A 19506-nucleotide genomic window follows, 5' to 3' on the forward strand; every position below is an offset into this window, starting at 1 on the left:
TTTATGGCGTTACAGTAGCACCTGCCTGCGATATTTTGGCAGAGAAATAGATAGTACCGACCTCTTTCCCAACTAGAGTTCCAAACGTACCACGAATTATTTGGCCAGAAATGTTTGACGTTGCAACTGGTGAGTTGTTTGATGTCTTAGACGAAAAATCACTTTGATAAGTCAGCTTGTCGACTAAAGTATCAGTCAAGGCGATATTCGTAACACTCTTATTACTAAAGGTATTGGTGGCTTCTAGTCTGTAATAAGCACATTGTCCAGCTTTGGCAATAACTTCAGAGTTGACCCAATTGGTAATAGTACTTGGTGCCGTACCACAGTCAGCAGCGGCCTGGAATTTGAATAAATCAATGCCTTGCATGGTGGTGGTAGATGTTGTAGAGATATCATCTGTAGGGGCAGGGGTACCGTCTACCACCGTCTTTGGTAATACTTTGACAGTAATAATTTCAGACTTGCCAATATCACTGTCTTTGCCATTGTTACTACCTGAGCCATTAGTATCGACTAAAACACCGATATTGACTGACTGACCAGGAGCTAAACCTGCAGTAATAGCATCATTTAGGTCGTATTCACCTTGTGCATTCGCTGTCAATACGGTTTCACCAGTATCAAGAACACCATTGTTGTTAGTATCTACAAACACTTGGGTTGTCGTAATCTGAGTAATATCTGTTACAGGCTTGACTGTGAATAAAACCTCGCCTTTCGCATCTGCTTCAGTAATATTACTACCTTCGTTTTTAATAACATAGGTATAGCCATTAGCGGTACTTTGTAAAGCGACTTCTTTATCAAGGCCAGGACTAATAGTAATCGCACGGGTCTGCTCTTGAGCAGTCACTGTAGCAGCAGTGTTGTTGTCTTTACCGATCGTAGGTTTAGTTGGATCTTCGTAGTTATTTTCGCTCGTAGCGGTATCGTTTGCATCACCCGAGCTATCCACAAGGTCAAATATGCCATCACCATCGGTATCATCTTTTACAACAGCGTAGTTGACAAAGTTACTACTAGTGGTAGCACCTGCAGCTTTCTTGGCACGGAATTTGATTGTTATAGTATTGCCTTGAGCTATATCTTGGCCAGTCACAGTAATTTTTTTGCCATCAGCAGAAATGACAGGAGTCACATTGCTACTACCACCAGTTGTGGTAGGTGCTAGATAATTTGGTTCACCAGATTTTATGGCAACCAAACCATTCGGGAGGGCATCTTCGATAGTAACGGCAGTACCATTAGCAGTACCTTGGTTTTGGACGGTAATCGTATAATCAACATATGCATTATCATTGTTTAAATCAATGACTTTGGTACCTAGGTTGGTTTGTGCTGATTTAGTAATGGCATAAATAGGTGTTACAGTGACAGCTGTATCTGTGTTAGTAGCCGTGGCAGTCTGACCTTTACCCGTTAAATAAGCACTAGTAGCTGTAACATCTAAGATGCCTGTATTACCGATTACTCGCGATGTATTTGTATCGGCAGCAGCATTAACGATAATAGTAGCAGATTGACCTGGTGCAAGTTGTATGTTGCCACCATTAGCTATAGTAACTGGACTACCTACAGGCGCGCCGTTAGCATCCAGTTTTTGATAAGTAATTGTACTATTTGCAATATTGTAGTTGAAGTTATCGCCTGCTTCATTCGCAAGATTAATTGTATAAGTATCAGTGACGTTACCTTTGTTCGCTAGCGTATGTGTAAAGTCGACCGTTGCACCTGTTTGTGGATTAATCTTAATATTTTCGTTGATATCATCAGTAGGAGAAGCACCACCAGTTGCAAGCAAACTAAATGCACCTGTTTCAGTAACATTAATAGTTACTTCATTTGATTCAGCTTTTTGTTCAGCAGGGTTACCAGTAACATTATAAGTAGCTGTTGCAATGTTTTTTACAGTAAATGCTTGTTCTTGATTATAAGAGACACTGGTAGCTGCATGGGCGGCACCCATTGCAGTGACGATACCAACAGTTAACATTGAGTATTTAAATAAGTTAGGTTTCATACGGTAAATCTCCTAGAGGTATTAAATAAAAAGTTCTAAAAGGGAACTATTCAACAATGGTATTGAGTGACACAGCAGCAGATTTTTTTGCTGGTAGCAATTTGATGTTCCAACGCAAAGTGCGATATTCAGAGTATGGTACTTTTACCATTTTGCCATCGACTTTGCGCATTAATGGAATATCAGCATAATTCTTACCATCGATGCTAGCTTGAGCACTGGCTGGGGTTACTTCACCGTTGAACGCCATGTTAGTAGGAATAGGAAGGGTTACGGCCAAGTCATTGATATCTTGGTTTACCGTATTAGTATAGGTCGCTTTATACTGAACTACAGTACCTGTAGGCGCTGTACTTACAGGTAAATAGCTTACTTTCCCTTCTGAATTTTTGACAACTTTATTAGCGGTCAATTCCATTTTCAGCGCATTTTCAGCATGAGCAACGCTCAATAACGACACAGATGCTACGGTAGCTAATAAGCTGATACGTAAAGCGTTAAAGATTTTCATATTCTATTCCTTGCCAAACCATATTTGTCAGTAAGATTTTCATTTATTATTCAATAAGCAATAAATGTGCCAAAAATATATATAGCAGGCTACACAATTACATAACAATAAAATAAATCTTTTATATTTACATTATTACAAACGAATTACAGTTAGTCATTAGATATATGATAAGTGGTAGATTAGAAGAGTTTAATGGCTTATATTTAGAGAAATTAGGACCTATGAGACATTTCTAAAAGCTTTATAAGCTCATTTTGCTCATATACTGTATATGTTTATGTCAATAACATGATGAATACAGCTACGTTTAACAGAGAGAATTATTTTGATAGGAGACTATACGAGAGTATTTTAAATAGGGTAAATATAGAATAGATAAGAAGTTTTTAGAGAGCTTAAAAAGCTTAGGACGATTGGAAAGTAGCGTTATCTGAAAAAGTAAGCTCTGGTTTAAAGATATTCAAACCAGAGCATCATTTGTTAACCTTTTAAGGATAGGCTAAACATTTACTAACTATGAACTTACCTTAGTAGAAAAAATCAAAGTACCTGAAGCTCCACTAGCAAGGGTTGCAAAAGTGGTAGAGACTTTTTGAGCATCGCCAGTCCCTGTCAAACCAGTATTACTAGCACCTGTAGATCCAACAGCATTGTCTTGATAAACAGCTTGCACTCTACCGGTAGAATCCTTCCATTGATTGGTCGAGTCAGACACAACCACATTGCTCAAACTTGTCGAAGTAAAGGTGTTGGTTGCTGTAATTTTGTAGTATATACAGTCACCTGGTTTGCTATTAAAAGTTGCTGTCGAGTTAGAACCTAATGTTCCTTCATATGCGCTAATTGTACCAGTACAGTCGACTTGTAGTGCTAGCTGCTTTAGTAGTGTCAGACCTCTAATGGTCGTAGTATTTGAAACAGCAGAAACAGTCGGAAAGGTTGAGTCAGCAGTAGCACCTTGGGGCAAGACAACTTGTAGACTATTGGTTTCTGATTTACCAAGGTCTGCATTTGTGCCGTCAGAGACTACCGTATAGCTAATCTCGACAGTGGCATTTGGTGCCAAAGTAACACCTACAGGTAGTTTGTATTTGCCTGTAGCAGCGTCAATAACTTCTAACGCGATTTCATTGCCATTTGGGAGTTTGTATTTAGGATTTTTTACTTCAAGTGGTTTTGCGGTATCAGGATCTATGATAGTAATACCGATTGGGCGATTAGCACCCCCTTCTGATGCATTACCAGTATTGGTAAGGGTATGAGTATATTTTACCTCACCGCCTAATATAGGAATCTCTTTGACTGTGCCAGCTGTTATTGTCATTTTACGATCAGTGAAAGTAATAGTAGTAGCAGTATCGGCACCAGCTGTACCTGTGCCTTCGTCAGGAACTTTTGTGACGTTGTTAGCAGCTACAGTATCTGTACTATCAACGATATCATAACCACTAGTATCAGTCCCAGGTACTGGTACAGCATTGCTAAATCTGTCATAGACAGTAGCATGATTAGTTGCTGAACCTGCTGCAGATAGGGTAGTTTTATTAACAGTCACCTTGAAGCTAACTATAGTGTTAGAGCCAACAGCCAAGCTTGGAATAGTGATATCAATAATTTGTCTATTGCTACTATCTTTACCCGTTGAAGTGATGGTAGCACCAGTGGTGGACACAGCCACATTACCAGACAATGTCATACCAGCAGGAAGCACATCTCTAATGATAAAATTGTCAGCAGCGACACTATAGTCAGTAGTGGCGTTAGTTACTTTAATACTGTAAGTGATATCCGTATTAGCAGCATTCAGATCGAGACTGCTACAATTTGTAGAGCTTTGGCATGTTGCTGTCTTTTCTATCTTAAACACAGGTAACTTGACGATGCTTTGGTTTTCATTGACTAAAGTAGGTTTAGTAGAGTTTGCGGTAGTAAAAAAAGTACTGGTTGCAGTTAATGTACCTACACCCTTTTGATTACCTATTTGAGTACTAGGAGTTAATGCTGCATAAGAAAGTTCAACGATTGTCCCTGGTATTAGTTTGATACTGCCACCATTCGCGATCGTACCTGTCGTGGTAGCTTGACCAAACTCAGACAAAGCTGTTTTTTGAGCATCTGTTAAAACAGCACCACCTGTCTGTTTGATGACAAAATTGATGCTTGCTACACCGAGAGGGTAGTCTTGATTGGTTGTTACGATATTAGGGTCATTATCCCCTGTTGTTTTAATCGTATAGGTATCTCTAACGTTACCAGTATTACTTAGGGTATGAGTAAAGGTAGTGGTACTGCCGGGCGTCGCTGTTTGGTTCATATTCGCATCAGCATTGCCACCAGCGAGCGTAGCTATTAAAGAAAAATTTGCTGTCTCAGTTACGCTTACCGTCACTGTGTTAGATTCGACGACAGGCTGAGCTACCGTACCGATACTATAACTTGCAGACGCTTTGTTATTAATCGCTGCCGCTGGAGCGCTGACAGCAGTGGCAGTAGCAGCATTTGCTGTATTCAAGCTCATAAAGGCTGCGATACTGATAGGTAGTAGACTATAGTGAAAACATTTTGATTTCATAGAGATTCCAAATATAAAGTAGATTTTTACTAAGCTAATATGATGAATCGGGATTTCAGTAAACGTTTCATGACCTCTGATCGTTATTTTTAGTCTTTCAATGGTCACTGAGTTTGTGGCTCATGTTTTAAAAGTATTTGCAATTAATGTCGAAAAAACTATTGACGTAGCCAATGTATAAAGCTCGAAATACTTCACATTCTTTTCTTTGTATAGGCGCTAAAATTGAAGTATTTTTCTATGGAATCATAATCACAAATCATCTACAAAAAGTCACTATTAAAACGACAAAAGGTGATTTGGACTATCTAAGTGGTAATATGTCTCAATTGGTAATTGAGTATAGAAAGAAGAGTAAAATCTTTAGAGAGTAATAATTAGAGCGAAAAGAAGCCTATCTAGTAAGTGTTCTAGATAGGCTTCTTGATTCGGTTTTATTGAGTGGTACCGTATTTGGTATTGAAGTAAAAATCACGTTTGGTTCTTGGGCCTAAAACGAAGGTTTTAGTTTTTACTTCACCATTGGCTCCAATTGTTGGATTATCACTAGCAGTATAATCAATTGTAGAAAGTGCTGGATTAGCAAGTACAGATGTTACAGTAGCGCCGCTGACGCCCTTTTGTTGCAAGGTATCTCGCATAATAAAATTGTCAATATTCACATTGGCGCGATTGGTAGCAGAAATCTTATAGGCAATACATCGACCAGGTTCAATATTGCTTATAGTTGCTGTACTAAAACCTGTATTGGGCGTACTAGTTTCACTAATAGAGGTATAGGTTAGGGTAGAAGGACAATCATTTAGATATTGATATTTTCTTAGTACTAAAGCAACATTTTCAGCAATCACTCTACCGAAGTTATTATTTGGGTAGTCATAAGTACTTGACGAAAAAGCTATCGTTTTACTGCTATCGTTAGTGCGCAAAGGGTAGGTGCTGCCTGTACGCTCCTCTATAAGACAAAGGTTACTAGTATTACCATTTAAAATATTACTTGATACGCTGATTTGGTACTGACCAATGGCTGCACCACTTCCTGTTGCTGCCTGTGTGCCATATATAGTAGAGGTGTTAGCACAGTTGACAAGTTTGATAGTACTACCGCTAATACCAGCTTCTGAAGCAGTAGGGTTGTATATACCATTAAAATAGTTCGAGTTATTTGCGTAAATACCGTTCGTAATATCGGCATTAGTTGCACTTGCCTGAGTTGCTGTGATACCACCATTGTCATCAAAAACTATACCTGAAAACGTATAGGTTGAGGGGGTATTAGTAATCGTACATGTAATTTCATCACCATAAGTGACGTTACTAAGCGCGAATGAACGAGTTTTAGCTGATGCATTATAGGTCATCGCAGAGCTAGGCATAATGGTCGCACTACCTGTAGTTGCGTTGTTACATGTATAAGTGGCATTGTAACTCGCTATATCGCCTAATATCGTACCATTCATTACGCGTTCAGTAATGGTATAACTTGTGCTCTCTGCTAAGGTAAGTGTTGCACTAGTACCATTTGCAATAGTTGAACCCGTACCAGTAGTGGTAAAGCTATTTGTTGCCACTGAACCACCACTAACTACGATTTCAAATTGGTCGTTAGTGTTGACACGTGTGCTACTCAATGCTTTTTTTACGATAAGTTTGGGCGGTGCAAGGCAAAAATAGAAGTCGGAGTAACCTACTGCATGGGGGCTATTTGTCTCACTTACCGTATTGTTGTGTTTTAAGTTAAGTGCAATATCAGCGAGTGTATAGTTCCAGTTGGCATCGATAGTACAGCCACCCGTACCACAGTTAAGGCCTTTTCTACCAGTAACTATATTTCTATTCGCATTAATAGTGTGATAAGTGCTGTTATACGTCAGTTGTCCACTGTTAGCAGACACGTCAACCTGTTCGATATATGGTGTCAAAGTATTGTTGGTTACTGAGTCTATATCCTGAATCTTGTAACCTACCTTACTGGTTGGGCGGTTAATGCTCACATCCATGACATGGTTGGTTCTAGAAGTAGCGGATAATGGAGAGTTGTGAACAAGGTTTAGGGCTGATGTGGTGACACCGTTTAACGTCCCATAGAAAGGTGGCGTACCACCGTAATTACTATTCAGATCTATTACTGAAGAAAAGTTAATTTTGAATATTTTACTTCCTGATGCCTCATTAAATGTAAAAGTATTTGATAGATTGCCAGCTGTCCAATTCAAAGGTGTGCTTACTACAGGCGCAGCAGTAGTAGATGTAGGCGCACTTGCGCCAATGTAGTACATTTTATGATTAATGGGACATGATCCAGTACTAGAGCTGTCCGTTGATTCGAAATTAGCGTTAGCACTGTTGTTTAAAAACAATGATAAAAAAGCAGTTAGAATGACTAATCGGTATATAGATACACTACTCAAGTATGAATACAAATGATTTTGAGTTTTACAAAACATACTATCGCACCTTCTAATTTATGCTTTTTTAGATAACAAGCTAACTAAAAACTGTAGTTAGATTACTTCGATACATAATCTTAAATATAAAGATAAGTAAAGACTAACAATATGTTACGAAAGGTAGTTATCATATGACGAAGTGCAAATATTCAATAAATAAAATCAAAAGCAGACACCCTTTTTTACAAAAGTGTCTGCTCAAATGTAGTGGTAGAATAAGTATTTAATAAGAGAAAAATTATTAGCTAGTTAGTTTCAGAAACTAGATTTACTGTGTTGAACCATATCTTGTATTAAAATATAAAACGGCCGAACTCGGCTGCGTGCTACCTAGAGGCACCGCAGATAAGCTAAATTGATTAGAACGAATTTCACCATTGCTACCGTATATGACGGTAGGGCTGCTTACTGAAGTAGGTAAAAACAAAGGAGCAGGACGTCTAAAGACTGAGATAACAAGAGCACTTTGTAGTTGATCACGGATCTGTACTTGTTCAAGAGCCAAGTGACCGCGGTTATAGGCACGTATTGCATAGGCAACACAACTTCCTGGACTTGCGCCATTGACTGAATTGACACTAAAACCCGTGATTGGGTCAGTACTGTTGTTTCTAATATTCTGGTAATTTAAATTGTCGTCGCATTCATGAATGTATTGTGATTTTATCAATACTAAGGCAGCGTTGTTTGCTGCGACTTCACCGAAGTTTAGATTGGTGTAGTTGTAAACATTACTTGTGAGCGTAACCTCTCGTCTATCTGTGGTCGTGTCTACTGGGTAGTCCCACACATTTGGTTCACTTTCTATGAGACAGACTCTTGTTTTGTTAACCAATGCACTGGCAGGTACTACGAAACTGTATTGACCTCTGTTAGTCGAAGTATCCAAAACGTTTTGAGGGTTTAAAGTAGTGCTTGTAATATTGTTTCCATTACAGTCTGTCAAACGTATATTCAAATTGCTATCGTATATTCCTAACTCGCTCGCACTATCGTAAATACCATTGAAATAATTGCTATTACCAGTAAAGGTGCTAGAAATGTCTGATTTTTTGTTATCACTGGCTACGATACCGCCATTATCATTAAACACAATGCCTGAAAATATGTAGTTTGGCTCATTAGTAACCGTACACGTAATCTCATCACCATATACAGTGTTGGCAAGCGTAAAAGAGCGAGCTTTAGCTGTTGCATCATAAGTCATTGCAGCAGTTGGCATAATGGTCGTACTGCCTGTAGTGGTATTTAAACATTTATAAGTCGCATTGTAATTTGCAATATCGCCTAAAGTTCCATTCACCACTCTTTCGGTAACAGTATAGCTTGAGCCTTCTGTCAAGCTCAGTGTAGCACTAGTGCCATTATTGATTGTTGAGCCTGTACCAGCAGTAGTAAAGCTATTTGTAGCAACCGAACCACCAGTGACAAAGATTTCAAATTGATCATTGCTGTTAACACGTGAGCCATTTAGCACTTTTTTCACTACAAGTTTGGGCGGTGCCATACAAAAGTAAAAGTCGGAGTAACCAAGAACATGTCCTACATTATAATCGCTGCGCTGGTTACTATGAGTCATTCTAAAAATGCTGTTAGTGGCTTTGGCGCCCCATGTTGCTTCAATAGGACAAGCATAGATGGTCGAATTACCGACACAAGCTGCTCGCAAAATGGATGTAACTATATCGAAGGAAAGGTTAATAGTGTGAAAATCAGGTTGGTAGGTCAAGGTGCCAGAAGTTGAGGAGACATCGACAGCTTCTTGATAAGGAACATTACCAACACCGTCTCTGGTTGAATCAACATCTTGTATGACATAACCAAGTTTCGTAACAGGTTTGTTGACCGTTACATCCATGATATGGTTTTCTTTGGTAGCTGTAGAGTTATGAATCATGGTAATGGCATTTAATGTAGCGCCATTGAGACTGCCATAGTAGGGAGGCTGTGAGCTGTAAGTTGTATACTTATCTAGAAATAGTGGGAAATTAATAGTTAATGTTTTATTCCCTGTACTTTCTGCAAAAGTGTAAGTCCGGGTTAAGCTGCCTTCTACCCAGCTAGATAAAGGTAGTGACTTGTATGCTGTGGTGGGTGGCGCAGCACCTACGTAATACAGCCTTTGTTCAGCAGGACATGTTGCAGCCGCAAACGCTGAACTGCCAAAACTTAAAACTAAGCCCGTTGCTACCAATATCTTAATATAGCGTAGAGTGTTGTTAAACAAATTAAAGAATAGGAATAGAAAGTCACTATTTTTTCTCATAATACCAATCCTAATAGTTAACAACTTTTAAATTAATTCAATCAACGAATCACTTTGTTTAACACAGCTTACATTGATAAAAAAGAAAGTTATATTATTACTAATAATAGACACTATGTAACTAATTGTATATAAACATTTAATTATATCTAAAAATTATCTTTAATTAGAACTAATAGCTGTATGGGTGAACTACAGAAGAGATATGTATAGATAGTCATTTTTAAAAAAACTAATCATTATTTATTTAAAAAATACTTGCGATTTCTTCATTTCTCTACAGCCATAAACAACTTAACCGTAAAAGCTTATAATGGAATGTCATAGTCAAATAATGATTAAACGAATAGCTATAGCATTATGACGATTTGGCAGGTGTGTTGATTTGATGCATTTGTCGATATGAGTAATACTATTTTTATAATCTAGCAGTATGTCATCGCACAAAACAATGGAATGCTTGAACGTAGCAAGGATGTCATAAGTAAATAAATCTCTCATCATGCATTATTCAACGAAGCCCTGCCATTAGGTAGGTATGACTGATATAAAAGGATTAACAAGAATGAATTATTATAAGGATGCTGATAGCACCGAAACTCAGGAATGGCTGGCAGCCTTTGAGTCTGTGGTTAAACATGCAGACAAGGACCGTGCTCAGTTTCTCCTAAAAGCTTTATACAATATGGCGGTTCAAGAAGGACTGCCGTTTAACAGACTAGACACTGCGTATGTCAATAGTATCGCTGTTGAGGATGAGCCAATGTACCCAGGCGATCTAGGCATGGAGCGTAAGATACGTGCGCTAATTCGCTACAACGCACTTGCTATGGTTATGCGTGCCAATAAAAATGACGACGACTTGGGTGGTCACTTAGCGACATTCGCCTCTAGTGCAACGCTTTATGAAACGGGTTTTAACCACTTCTTCCGCGCCGCTAGCGATCATTTCGGTGGTGACATGATCTATTATCAAGGTCACTCAGCACCAGGTATCTATGCCCGTTCTTATTTAGAAGGTCGTTTGACCGAAGATCAGCTTGATAATTTCCGCCGTGAAGTAGGCGGCAAAGGTCTATCAAGCTATCCGCATCCATATCTAATGCCTGATTACTGGCAGTTTCCAACCGTATCGATGGGACTTGGCCCAATCATGTCTATTTATCACGCCCATGTACATCGCTATATGGAAAATCGTGGATTGCTAGAAAAAGAAGGTCGTAAGATTTGGACATTCTTGGGTGATGGTGAAACTGATGAGCCAGAAAGCTTAGGGGCAATTTCTCTCGCTGGTCGTGAGAAGTTGGACAATCTAATATGGGTAGTTAACTGTAACTTGCAGCGTCTTGATGGTCCAGTCCGTGGTAACGGCAAAATCATTCAAGAGCTAGAGTCAGTATTCCGCGGCGCAGGCTGGCGAGTCATCAAAGTCATTTGGGGTGGCAACTGGGATTCATTACTTGGTAAAGATCATACGGGTGTCCTCAAGCAACGTATGGAAGAAGTGGTGGATGGTGAGTATCAGCTATATGAAGCTCGTACGCCCGAATTTACTCGTAAAGAGTTTTTTGGTAAGTATCCAGAGTTGGAAGAGATGGCAGATGCGTTGACTGACGAAGAAATTTCACGTCTGAACCGTGGTGGTCATGATCCAGTTAAAGTTTACGCTGCCTTTAGCGAAGCTATGAAAACTAAAGGCCAACCGACGGTTATTTTGGTTAAGACCGTTAAAGGTTATGGCTTGTCTGCCCAAACGCAAGCAGTCAACAAATCGCATCAGGTGAAGAAGCTTGATCAAGAAGCGTTGATGTATTTCCGTGATCGTTTTGATTTGCCATTTACTGATGAGCAGTTAGAGACTCTACCGTTCTACCGCCCTGAAGAAGGTTCGGCGGAGATGAAGTATCTTAAAGGTCGTCGTGAGTCGTTAGGTGGTCATCTACCAAACCGTCGTAGTGGTCATATCCCACTGAATATACCTGAATTATCGATGTTTGATCGGGTATTAAAAGGCAGCAATGGTAAAGAGCAATCGACGACGATGGTATTTGTGCGATTGCTATCTGCAATGCTCAAAAACAAAGACATCCAAGATCGCGTCGTACCAATCGTACCTGACGAAGCGCGTACGTTTGGTCTAGAAGGTATGTTTCGTCAATTGGGTATTTACTCGGCTGTTGGCCAAAAATATACGCCAGAAGACAGTGAAGCGTTGATGGGCTATAAAGAAGCTATCGATGGTCACATGCTAGAAGAAGGTATCAACGAAGCGGGCGCAATGAGTACTTGGATTGCATTGGCAACCAGTTATTCTGTGAACGCATTACCGATGATTCCGATGTATATCTACTACTCAATGTTCGGTTTCCAACGTGTGGGTGATTTGGCTTGGGCGGCAGGTGATTGCCAAGCACAAGGCTTCTTATTAGGCGCAACTGCTGGTCGTACGACACTTAATGGCGAAGGCTTGCAGCATCAAGATGGTCATTCACAGATTCTATTCAATGTCGTGCCAAACTGCGTCAGCTATGATCCTTGCTTTGGTTATGAGCTAGCTGTGGTCATGCATGACGGTTTACGCCGTATGTATGGTGAAGGCGAGCGCGTTTACTATTACTTGACGTTGATGAACGAAAACTACGAGCAACCTGCTATGCCAGAAGGTGCCGAAGAAGGTATCAAACGTGGTATGTACTTACTTGAAGACAATGGCTCAACACAAGTGCAACTACTAGGTTCTGGTGTTATTTTACGTGAAGTACAGAAGGCATCACAAATATTAAAAGACGAGTTCAATATTACGTCTAACGTCTGGAGCGTAACCAGCTTTAATGAGTTGACTCGTGATGGTATGGTTTGTGACGATTACAACCGTCTACATCCAATGGATGAAGAGAAAGTGCCTTGGGTTACTGAGCAGTTAGCACCGTACGAAGGTATCGTGGTTGCAGCGACAGATTATATGCGTAACTACTCAGAGCAAATCCGTGCTTGGTTACCAGATAATCGTCCTTACACGACTCTAGGTACCGATGGTTATGGTCGTTCTGATACGCGCGAAAACCTACGTAGTTTCTTCAACGTTGATGCGGCGCATATCGTTGTGGCAACGCTTAAACGTCTAGCCGATGAAGGCGAAGTTGAGATGCGTTTGGTTAAAGACGCGATTTCAAGCTTAGGTATCGATGTGGATCATCCTCCTGCATGGCAGCAGCAGTCTTACTATGATCAGTCTCCAGATGCACCAGCGCCAGGTAACGTAAATCCAAATCCTGTACCTGAATTTATCGCTGAAGACGATGATGAAATCAGTAATGAAGGCCGTGCTGAAGATCAAGCAGATGCAAATGTACTTGATGATAAAGATGTCAAATAATAATAACCATAAGACGAGGAAATAAATCATGGACATTAAAGCCCCCGATTTAGGTGTGGATAGCGCCGAAGTCAGCGAGATTATGGTAGAAGTTGGCGATGTCATCGCAAAAGACGACAACATCGTATTATTAGAATCTGACAAAGCCTCAGTTGAAGTACCAAGCTCTGCTGCTGGTAAAGTGACTAAGATTAGTGTTGCTATCGGTGATCAAGTCAGTGAAGGTATGGTGCTAATTGAGCTTGAAAGCGCAGACGATAGCGCAGAAAGCAACGATGACATTGCTGCTGCTGAAGAGCAAGAAGCGAACAGCACAGACGATGTTAAACCAGAATCAAAACCTGAACCTGCTGCAACTGAGTCAACGCAATCAGAGTCTGCTGCCAAGCCAGCCGCTAATGCTGGTAAAGCAACTACTCATGCACTACCTGACTTAGGTGTTGATGAAGCACAAGTTTCTGAAATTATGGTGAGCGTTGGTGATACTGTTAGCGCTGAACAGTCGATTTTGCTAATTGAATCAGATAAAGCATCGGTTGAAGTACCAGCACCAGTTGCCGGTAAGATTGAAAAAATCTTGGTCGAAGCAGGCGATATGGTTGCTAATGGTCAGGACTTTATCGTTATCATGGCAAGTGGTACAGATGATGCTAGTGATAGTGAATCTGAAGCGCCTAAGCCACAAGAGCCAGCACCATCTAAAACCACTGGTGAGCCAAAACAAGCTGCCAAACCGACCAATACTGATACAGCTGCTAGCAAAACAGAGGGTAAGTTAACTGAAGCACAGGTCAATGAAAAATTGGTTGATGTGTACGCAGGTCCTGCTGTTCGCAAACTAGCCCGTCAGTTAGGTGTTGATATCACACAAGTGAATGGTTCAGCTCTAAACGATCGCATTCTAAAAGAAGACTTGTTTGCACATGTTAAAAACAATCTAACCAAGCAGAAAGCGGCACCTGTGAGCAGTAATCCTGTTAGCTCAGGTCTACCGAAACTGCCTGACATGAGTAACGCTGAGATCTGGGGTGAGACGGAAACACAAGACCTCAGCCGCTTGCAGAAAGTCTCGATACCACAGCTCAACTACAATACTTTGCTACCGCAAGTAACGCAGTTCGATCTCTCTGATATCACTGAGACTGAAAAGCTACGTGGTGAGCTAAAAGGTGGTATGAAAGCTGAAGGTATTGGCTTTACTATCTTGGCATTCGTGGTTAAAGCAACTGCTTATGCGTTGACCCAGCATCCACGATTCAACAGTCATTTGAGCGATGACAATACTCAGGTTATATTGCGTAAAAGTGTCAATATGGGTATTGCTGTGGCAACAGATGATGGTCTTATCGTACCTGTTATCAAAAACGTACAAGATAAAGGTCTGAAGCAAATAGCAATTGAGATTGGCGAGCTTGCTGTAAAAGCTCGTGATAAGAAGCTCAGCACTAAAGACTTGCAAGGGGCAAGCTTTACTATATCGAGCCAAGGTAACTTGGGTGGTACGGCATTTACGCCACTAGTTAACTGGCCACAAGTTGGTATCTTAGGTGTCTCTGAAGCAAGTATGCAGCCACGTTGGGATGCTAAGACACAAAGCTTTGAGCCACGTTTGATGTTGCCACTGTCTTTGTCTTATGACCATCGTGTGATTAATGGCGCAGACGCTGCTGTATTTACTCGTTATATCGCAACGCTACTAGCGGACCCACGTCGTATCTTGATCTAAAGCTAGCTAGCAATTAAAAAAGACTGCCCAAGGGTGGTCTTTTTTTATGGAGATTATTTGTTCTTGTAGGTTGCTAGCCGCTTTTATAAATAATTGCTTAATAACTAGAGTAGAGGGTAATATCCATAATTAATAGGCACAAAAAAGCCAGCTATCAAGCTGGCTCTTATTACGTATTATATTTTACTAATTTAGAACTGTTTAACGAATGCTACGCCGTATACCCAAGGGCTGATATCAACTTCGCCGATATCAGTACCGTTTAGGCTTGCATCTGTTTTGATGTCCATATAACGGGCATCAATACGGAAAGCTTCGGTAGGAGCAAAAGGAATATCAAGACCAACATGGCCAGCTACACCAACGCTATCATCAAGCTCCAAATCATTACCGTTGCCAAGGTAGATTCTTTCTTTGAAGAAAGTTGTATAGTTCACACCAACACCAACAAAAGGCTTCACATTCATAGGCAGATCATAGCCATCGAAGTGATACTGTACAGATAGAGTAGGTGGTAGGTGCTGAGTTTCTGCATCAATAGTAGTATCACCAGTTTTCAGAGTGATGTCATGATGAAACGGAATAGCAGCTAGCAGTTCAACACCAACGTTGTTAGCGATGAAATACTCACCACTGATAGTTGGACGTACATCGCCATCAACATCAACAGATAAACCGTTATCTAGAGTACCATTGTCGCTTTTAGGATCAACATAATGCGCGCCAGCAGCAACAGACCAAGTACCAGCAGGGACTGCAAAAGCAGTTGTCATTGTAAGTGCAGCAGCAGTTGCTAAAACTAGGGATTGTAGTTTCATCATTTCATTCCTTAACGTAATAAAAAATTATCAGCAGTTTTCTAATGAGGGATGGCATTAGCTACTGATACATAATGTCATGATTAAAGTTTAATCTGTAACATTTAATGTCTATTATAATACGAAAATCATTATTATTGGTAAGGTTTTGAGCATAAAGTAGCAATATTTCTGCAATAAATTACATTTACATGTAATTCAATTGTCTACAGTCTATAATTAAACAAAACAAAAGCTGCTTTTTAAGTAAGTGTCATTGACGTAAGTCGGTATCTCTTATTTATGATTCAACAAGAGGTGCAATATATTATGCTTGGCTATTGCAGTAACTCCCCTCTACGCTGTACGAATGCGCGTACGATGAAAATATTGAATCAGGTAGACTCTTGTTGTCCTGAATGTCACTTGTTTTTGATACCTGCGCAAGATATTAGCCAGCAGCTTCGCGCTGACGAACAGTTCTTAAGGTTCTCTATCCTACTAATTGTGTTTATACTGCTGGTATCGGTCTATATTTATTACCTGCATTTTGTATAGCCGATAGTCATGGCTGATAATGGACATGCCAGTACTTAAAATAAGCGTTGTTGATAAAAATCACGGATGATTGCTGCAAATATATCCTATGTTCTGTGATGAAAGTTTGGTCTTTATTGTTTGACTGTTGTTTTATTCTACTAATATCAAATCGGTATTTCACCGCATAGGGCTGGCATGTTATTCCAATCTATACGGCGCTTGCGTCATTTTGTTTATGATATTTTACAAAATGAAGAACATGACACGTTATTTAGCCGTTACGTTGATTATTTTCTTATATTTTTGATTATGACTAACGTAGCTGCTGTGATAGCAGAGTCTGTCGATCAGTGGTATTACCCTTATCAAGATTACTTCACCTTATTTGAAAATTTCTCTATCGTTGTTTTTTCTATTGAGTACTTACTGCGTCTGTGGAGTGTAGCTGAAGCAAAGCCCGATAATACAACGTGGAAACAGCGATGGGATTGGCTCAGAAGTCCATCCGCATTGATTGACTTAGTAGCCATCGTGCCCGCCTTTTTGAATTTCTTTGTCAATATTGATTTGCGTTTCTTGCGTATTTTACGTTTATTTCGAATCCTAAAATTGACTCGTTATTTTGCGTCGATGCGCATCTTGCTAGTCGTGATTAGCAAGGAGCGAGGCTCATTTCAGGCCGTTATTTTTATTCTTATTATTATGATTGTGACTGCCTCTAGCGGTATTTATCTAGTGGAGAATCACGCACAGCCAGACGAGTTTGAGTCTATACCTAAAGCGATGTGGTGGGCTGTGGTGACACTAACAACAGTAGGCTACGGAGATGTCACGCCAATTACTAATGCGGGCAAGATATTGGGTGCGGTCATTACGATATTGGGCGTAGGTCTCGCAGCACTGCCAGCTGGTATTCTAGCGACAGGACTAGCGAATGAATTGGCTCAGCGCCGTGAAGAGCTTGAACAGCACTTTCGTGAGCAGCTTATTGATAGTGACTTTGATTTGGTACAGAATCAGATGATGATTGATAAAATTCGTCGAGAGCTGGGTTTAGATAAAGAGCAGGCACAAAATATCGTCTTACAGGTACTTCGAGAGCAAGAGCTTGAACGGCGTGAAAAAGAAGTTGAAACGCGCCAAAAGAACTTCTGTCCGCATTGCGGTGAAGTTTTATAGGCAAGTATTAAATGATTTATGAGAGATAGGTTTTTAGCAGTTAATCGTAGTTAATATTTTGACCATATAAAAGAGGTCTTGTGTTTACATAGCATAAGACCTCTTTGATATGCGATGGCCAGTTGCTGTTATATTCCCTGAGGGATAGGCAATGCACGTGCTAACTCATGAGCCACTTCTTGTGCTGCATCTGCTAGACCTTCTGCAGTGAGTGGTAAGTTTTGCAATGTTAAGTGCCAATCATCAACAGATCGACGCAAATGCGCTACCCATAACGTCGTGCAGTCGCGTGGAAGCTGCTTAAGGTTGACTTCAAAACAACGGTTTCCTTCATCGTCACTCAGATGAATTTCGCCTTTCTTGACTCTAGAAAACGAATGGCCATGGTATGAGTTGGCCATTAAACCAATGTGAGTAATATGAGCGGGTATTTTCTCAAGCTCCAATCTGATTTGCTCTTGATCAAGTGGGGCAAGATACATGGCTTGTTCACCGCGATCCTTACCATTTAAGCTGTCTCCTTGATGCTTGACCGATTCAGCTTTATCTCGTAATTGCTTAAACCAAACAATATCACTGATGACGCAATTATCATCGTACAACACACAAGCCAGATCAATATCCATCGCGCTTTGATTTTTCTTAAAGCGCTTAAATATGCCTTTTGGCTCAATTTTGGTAAATTCATAATTGAGTGCAAAGAACAAAGTCCCTGCGTCTAGTCCCAGTCCTCGTAAACTATCTGATAACAGTGGTGATGGGGCAGTGGTCGACATAACTTTCCTTTTTTATTCTTAGTTTTTAACCGTTATCTAGATTTGGTGTCTGCTTACTTAAGGCGTGCGGATGTTAGCCTATCTCAGGTCAGTGATGTCATTCACTGATTGCTGTCGAAGACTTATCTAATACTGCTTGATAAAGTAGTTCAGGCTTAGCATCTAATAACCCACTACCAAACCCACGTAGCCACCAAACCAGCTGTGAGGTCAAGTTAACAGTGGCTTTTACAGTAAGGGTGTTATCCTCATTTAGCGTCACGGTTTGATCATCATTAAGCTTACTTTCGGTCAGACTTTTACCTGCTTGCCTAGTGAACCTAAGCTCAACAGCGGTATTCTTGCCACGCTCGTCCAATTCGCCAAACAGTGGGTGGCTAAAGCCCATGCTGCCTTCATCCAAATACGTATCGAGTTGAAAATTCTCTGGTGTTTTTGCAGCGGTTTCGAGAATCTCAACACTATCAAAACGATGTAGGGCAAAGGTGCGAATGGTGGCTTCTGGGTCGTCGGTACGAGTTGCCAGTAGATAGATAATCACGCCGCGCTGGATAATTGCGATTGGATTTAGGATGTATTCGCTGGCTTGTAATTTGTTGCTACGAGTATAACAAGCATGAATCTGTAGTTGATAAAATAGCGCGTGGTAAATATTGTCTTTACTGTCTAAATCTATATCTGGTGCAATAAGCGGCTGGGTGGCAGGCTCGATACGCACTCTGTCTATCCAAGAGTGGGTTACTTTGCTGTTTTTGAGCTGTCGCCGTGCTAAGTCAAACCAAGGAAATAATTCATCTAAGATCACAGGTGGCAGTAACTGGGTCAGATTGGCCTCGACCATATTAAAAGCAACCGCTTGTGATAAGTTCATATGCGGCAAACTTTGTAATGGGGCGTCTTCTTTCCAGCGCCAACCTTGAGGATTGGCATTATTTTTTTCGATAGGGAAGCGTTTGGCAAGGGCATTCAAATCACGTTGGACAGTACGTAGGCTGATATCGAAACCTGCCATCATCAGCTGCTCATAGATATGTGTGGTGCCTACCCAGCGATTGCGCTGTAGTTGTGATAGTACCTGCCATTGACGTGCAGTCGTTGCCGCACCATGCCGATTGTCACTAATATTGGCGGCATTGGCCTCTTTTGAGGTGCCAGTGTCTACAGTTGCAAGCTCACCTGCCTGCTCACTAGGATTGGACTGAGCTTGGATGTTATCAGCATCAGTAGGATGTACAGTCATTAAGAGATACCCTTTATGAAGTTACAAGTCGGTTTCTGGCATGATTT

At 40.6% G+C, this 19506-nt stretch carries 11 protein-coding genes; 3 read left to right on the forward strand and 8 right to left on the reverse strand.

From position 1 onward, the window contains the following. Position 1 precedes the first annotated feature (1 nt). The 5 genes from SJY28_RS08265 to SJY28_RS08285 all read right to left on the reverse strand — a co-directional run bounded on the left by SJY28_RS08265 (position 2) and on the right by SJY28_RS08285 (position 9825). The gene (locus SJY28_RS08265) at positions 2 to 2023 is read right to left on the reverse strand and encodes a hypothetical protein (RefSeq protein ID WP_379544068.1); all 2022 of its coding nucleotides are present in this window, start codon (positions 2021 to 2023) and stop codon (positions 2 to 4) included. Positions 2024 to 2069: 46 nt separating this feature from the next. Further along, the gene (locus SJY28_RS08270) at positions 2070 to 2534 is read right to left on the reverse strand and encodes a hypothetical protein (RefSeq protein WP_379544069.1); all 465 of its coding nucleotides are present in this window, start codon (positions 2532 to 2534) and stop codon (positions 2070 to 2072) included. 517 nt (positions 2535 to 3051) lie between these two features. Next, the gene (locus SJY28_RS08275) at positions 3052 to 5109 is read right to left on the reverse strand and encodes a hypothetical protein (protein WP_379544070.1); all 2058 of its coding nucleotides are present in this window, start codon (positions 5107 to 5109) and stop codon (positions 3052 to 3054) included. A gap of 434 nt (positions 5110 to 5543) precedes the next feature. Beyond that, a complete protein-coding gene (locus SJY28_RS08280) occupies positions 5544 to 7388 on the reverse strand; it encodes a hypothetical protein (RefSeq protein ID WP_379544071.1) in 1845 nt (614 codons plus the stop codon). 439 nt (positions 7389 to 7827) lie between these two features. Continuing rightward, positions 7828 to 9825 carry a hypothetical protein gene (locus SJY28_RS08285; RefSeq protein ID WP_379544072.1) on the reverse strand — a complete coding sequence of 666 codons (1998 nt, stop codon included), beginning with the start codon at positions 9823 to 9825 and terminating at the stop codon, positions 7828 to 7830. A gap of 565 nt (positions 9826 to 10390) precedes the next feature. Here SJY28_RS08285 and aceE point away from each other — a divergent pair. Together aceE and SJY28_RS08295 are read left to right on the forward strand one after the other, a co-directional pair. Beyond that, the gene (gene aceE, locus SJY28_RS08290) at positions 10391 to 13201 is read left to right on the forward strand and encodes a pyruvate dehydrogenase (acetyl-transferring), homodimeric type (RefSeq protein WP_379544073.1); all 2811 of its coding nucleotides are present in this window, start codon (positions 10391 to 10393) and stop codon (positions 13199 to 13201) included. A 28-nt stretch (positions 13202 to 13229) separates the two neighbouring features. Next, positions 13230 to 14927, forward strand: a complete 1698-nt coding sequence (locus SJY28_RS08295; RefSeq protein ID WP_379544074.1) for a 2-oxo acid dehydrogenase subunit E2 — start codon at positions 13230 to 13232, stop codon at positions 14925 to 14927. 191 nt (positions 14928 to 15118) lie between these two features. Here SJY28_RS08295 and SJY28_RS08300 read toward each other — a convergent pair whose 3' ends face one another. Further along, complete coding sequence (locus tag SJY28_RS08300) at positions 15119 to 15745, reverse strand: OmpW family protein (protein ID WP_379544075.1); 627 nt, start codon at positions 15743 to 15745, stop codon at positions 15119 to 15121. A gap of 714 nt (positions 15746 to 16459) precedes the next feature. On the opposite strand from SJY28_RS08300, the gene SJY28_RS08305 reads away from it, so the two are divergent. After that, the gene (locus SJY28_RS08305) at positions 16460 to 17443 is read left to right on the forward strand and encodes an ion transporter (protein ID WP_057759421.1); all 984 of its coding nucleotides are present in this window, start codon (positions 16460 to 16462) and stop codon (positions 17441 to 17443) included. 128 nt (positions 17444 to 17571) lie between these two features. On the opposite strand, the gene SJY28_RS08310 is transcribed toward SJY28_RS08305, so the two are convergent. Beyond that, on the reverse strand, positions 17572 to 18219 hold the full coding sequence (locus tag SJY28_RS08310) for a TerD family protein (RefSeq protein WP_379544076.1): 648 nt from the start codon (positions 18217 to 18219) through the stop codon (positions 17572 to 17574). A gap of 97 nt (positions 18220 to 18316) precedes the next feature. Beyond that, positions 18317 to 19459, reverse strand: coding sequence for a helix-turn-helix transcriptional regulator (locus tag SJY28_RS08315; RefSeq protein WP_379544077.1), 1143 nt, complete (start codon positions 19457 to 19459; stop codon positions 18317 to 18319). Between the last annotated feature and the right edge of the window lie 47 nt (positions 19460 to 19506).

This window comes from Psychrobacter sp. R86515 (assembly GCF_042466315.1).
Taxonomy (GTDB): Bacteria; Pseudomonadota; Gammaproteobacteria; order Pseudomonadales; family Moraxellaceae; genus Psychrobacter.

Bases quoted from the DNA above. Each gene is read 5' to 3' on its own strand.
- SJY28_RS08280 (WP_379544071.1), bottom strand. From the start codon at position 7,388: ATGTACTACATTGGCGCAAGTGCGCCTACATCTACTACTGCTGCGCCT.
- SJY28_RS08295 (WP_379544074.1), top strand. From the start codon at position 13,230: ATGGACATTAAAGCCCCCGATTTAGGTGTGGATAGCGCCGAAGTCAGC.
- SJY28_RS08315 (WP_379544077.1), bottom strand. From the start codon at position 19,459: ATGACTGTACATCCTACTGATGCTGATAACATCCAAGCTCAGTCCAAT.
- SJY28_RS08265 (WP_379544068.1), bottom strand. From the start codon at position 2,023: ATGAAACCTAACTTATTTAAATACTCAATGTTAACTGTTGGTATCGTC.
- SJY28_RS08310 (WP_379544076.1), bottom strand. From the start codon at position 18,219: ATGTCGACCACTGCCCCATCACCACTGTTATCAGATAGTTTACGAGGA.
- SJY28_RS08300 (WP_379544075.1), bottom strand. From the start codon at position 15,745: ATGAAACTACAATCCCTAGTTTTAGCAACTGCTGCTGCACTTACAATG.
- SJY28_RS08285 (WP_379544072.1), bottom strand. From the start codon at position 9,825: ATGAGAAAAAATAGTGACTTTCTATTCCTATTCTTTAATTTGTTTAAC.
- aceE (WP_379544073.1), top strand. From the start codon at position 10,391: ATGAATTATTATAAGGATGCTGATAGCACCGAAACTCAGGAATGGCTG.
- SJY28_RS08275 (WP_379544070.1), bottom strand. From the start codon at position 5,109: ATGAAATCAAAATGTTTTCACTATAGTCTACTACCTATCAGTATCGCA.
- SJY28_RS08305 (WP_057759421.1), top strand. From the start codon at position 16,460: ATGTTATTCCAATCTATACGGCGCTTGCGTCATTTTGTTTATGATATT.
- SJY28_RS08270 (WP_379544069.1), bottom strand. From the start codon at position 2,534: ATGAAAATCTTTAACGCTTTACGTATCAGCTTATTAGCTACCGTAGCA.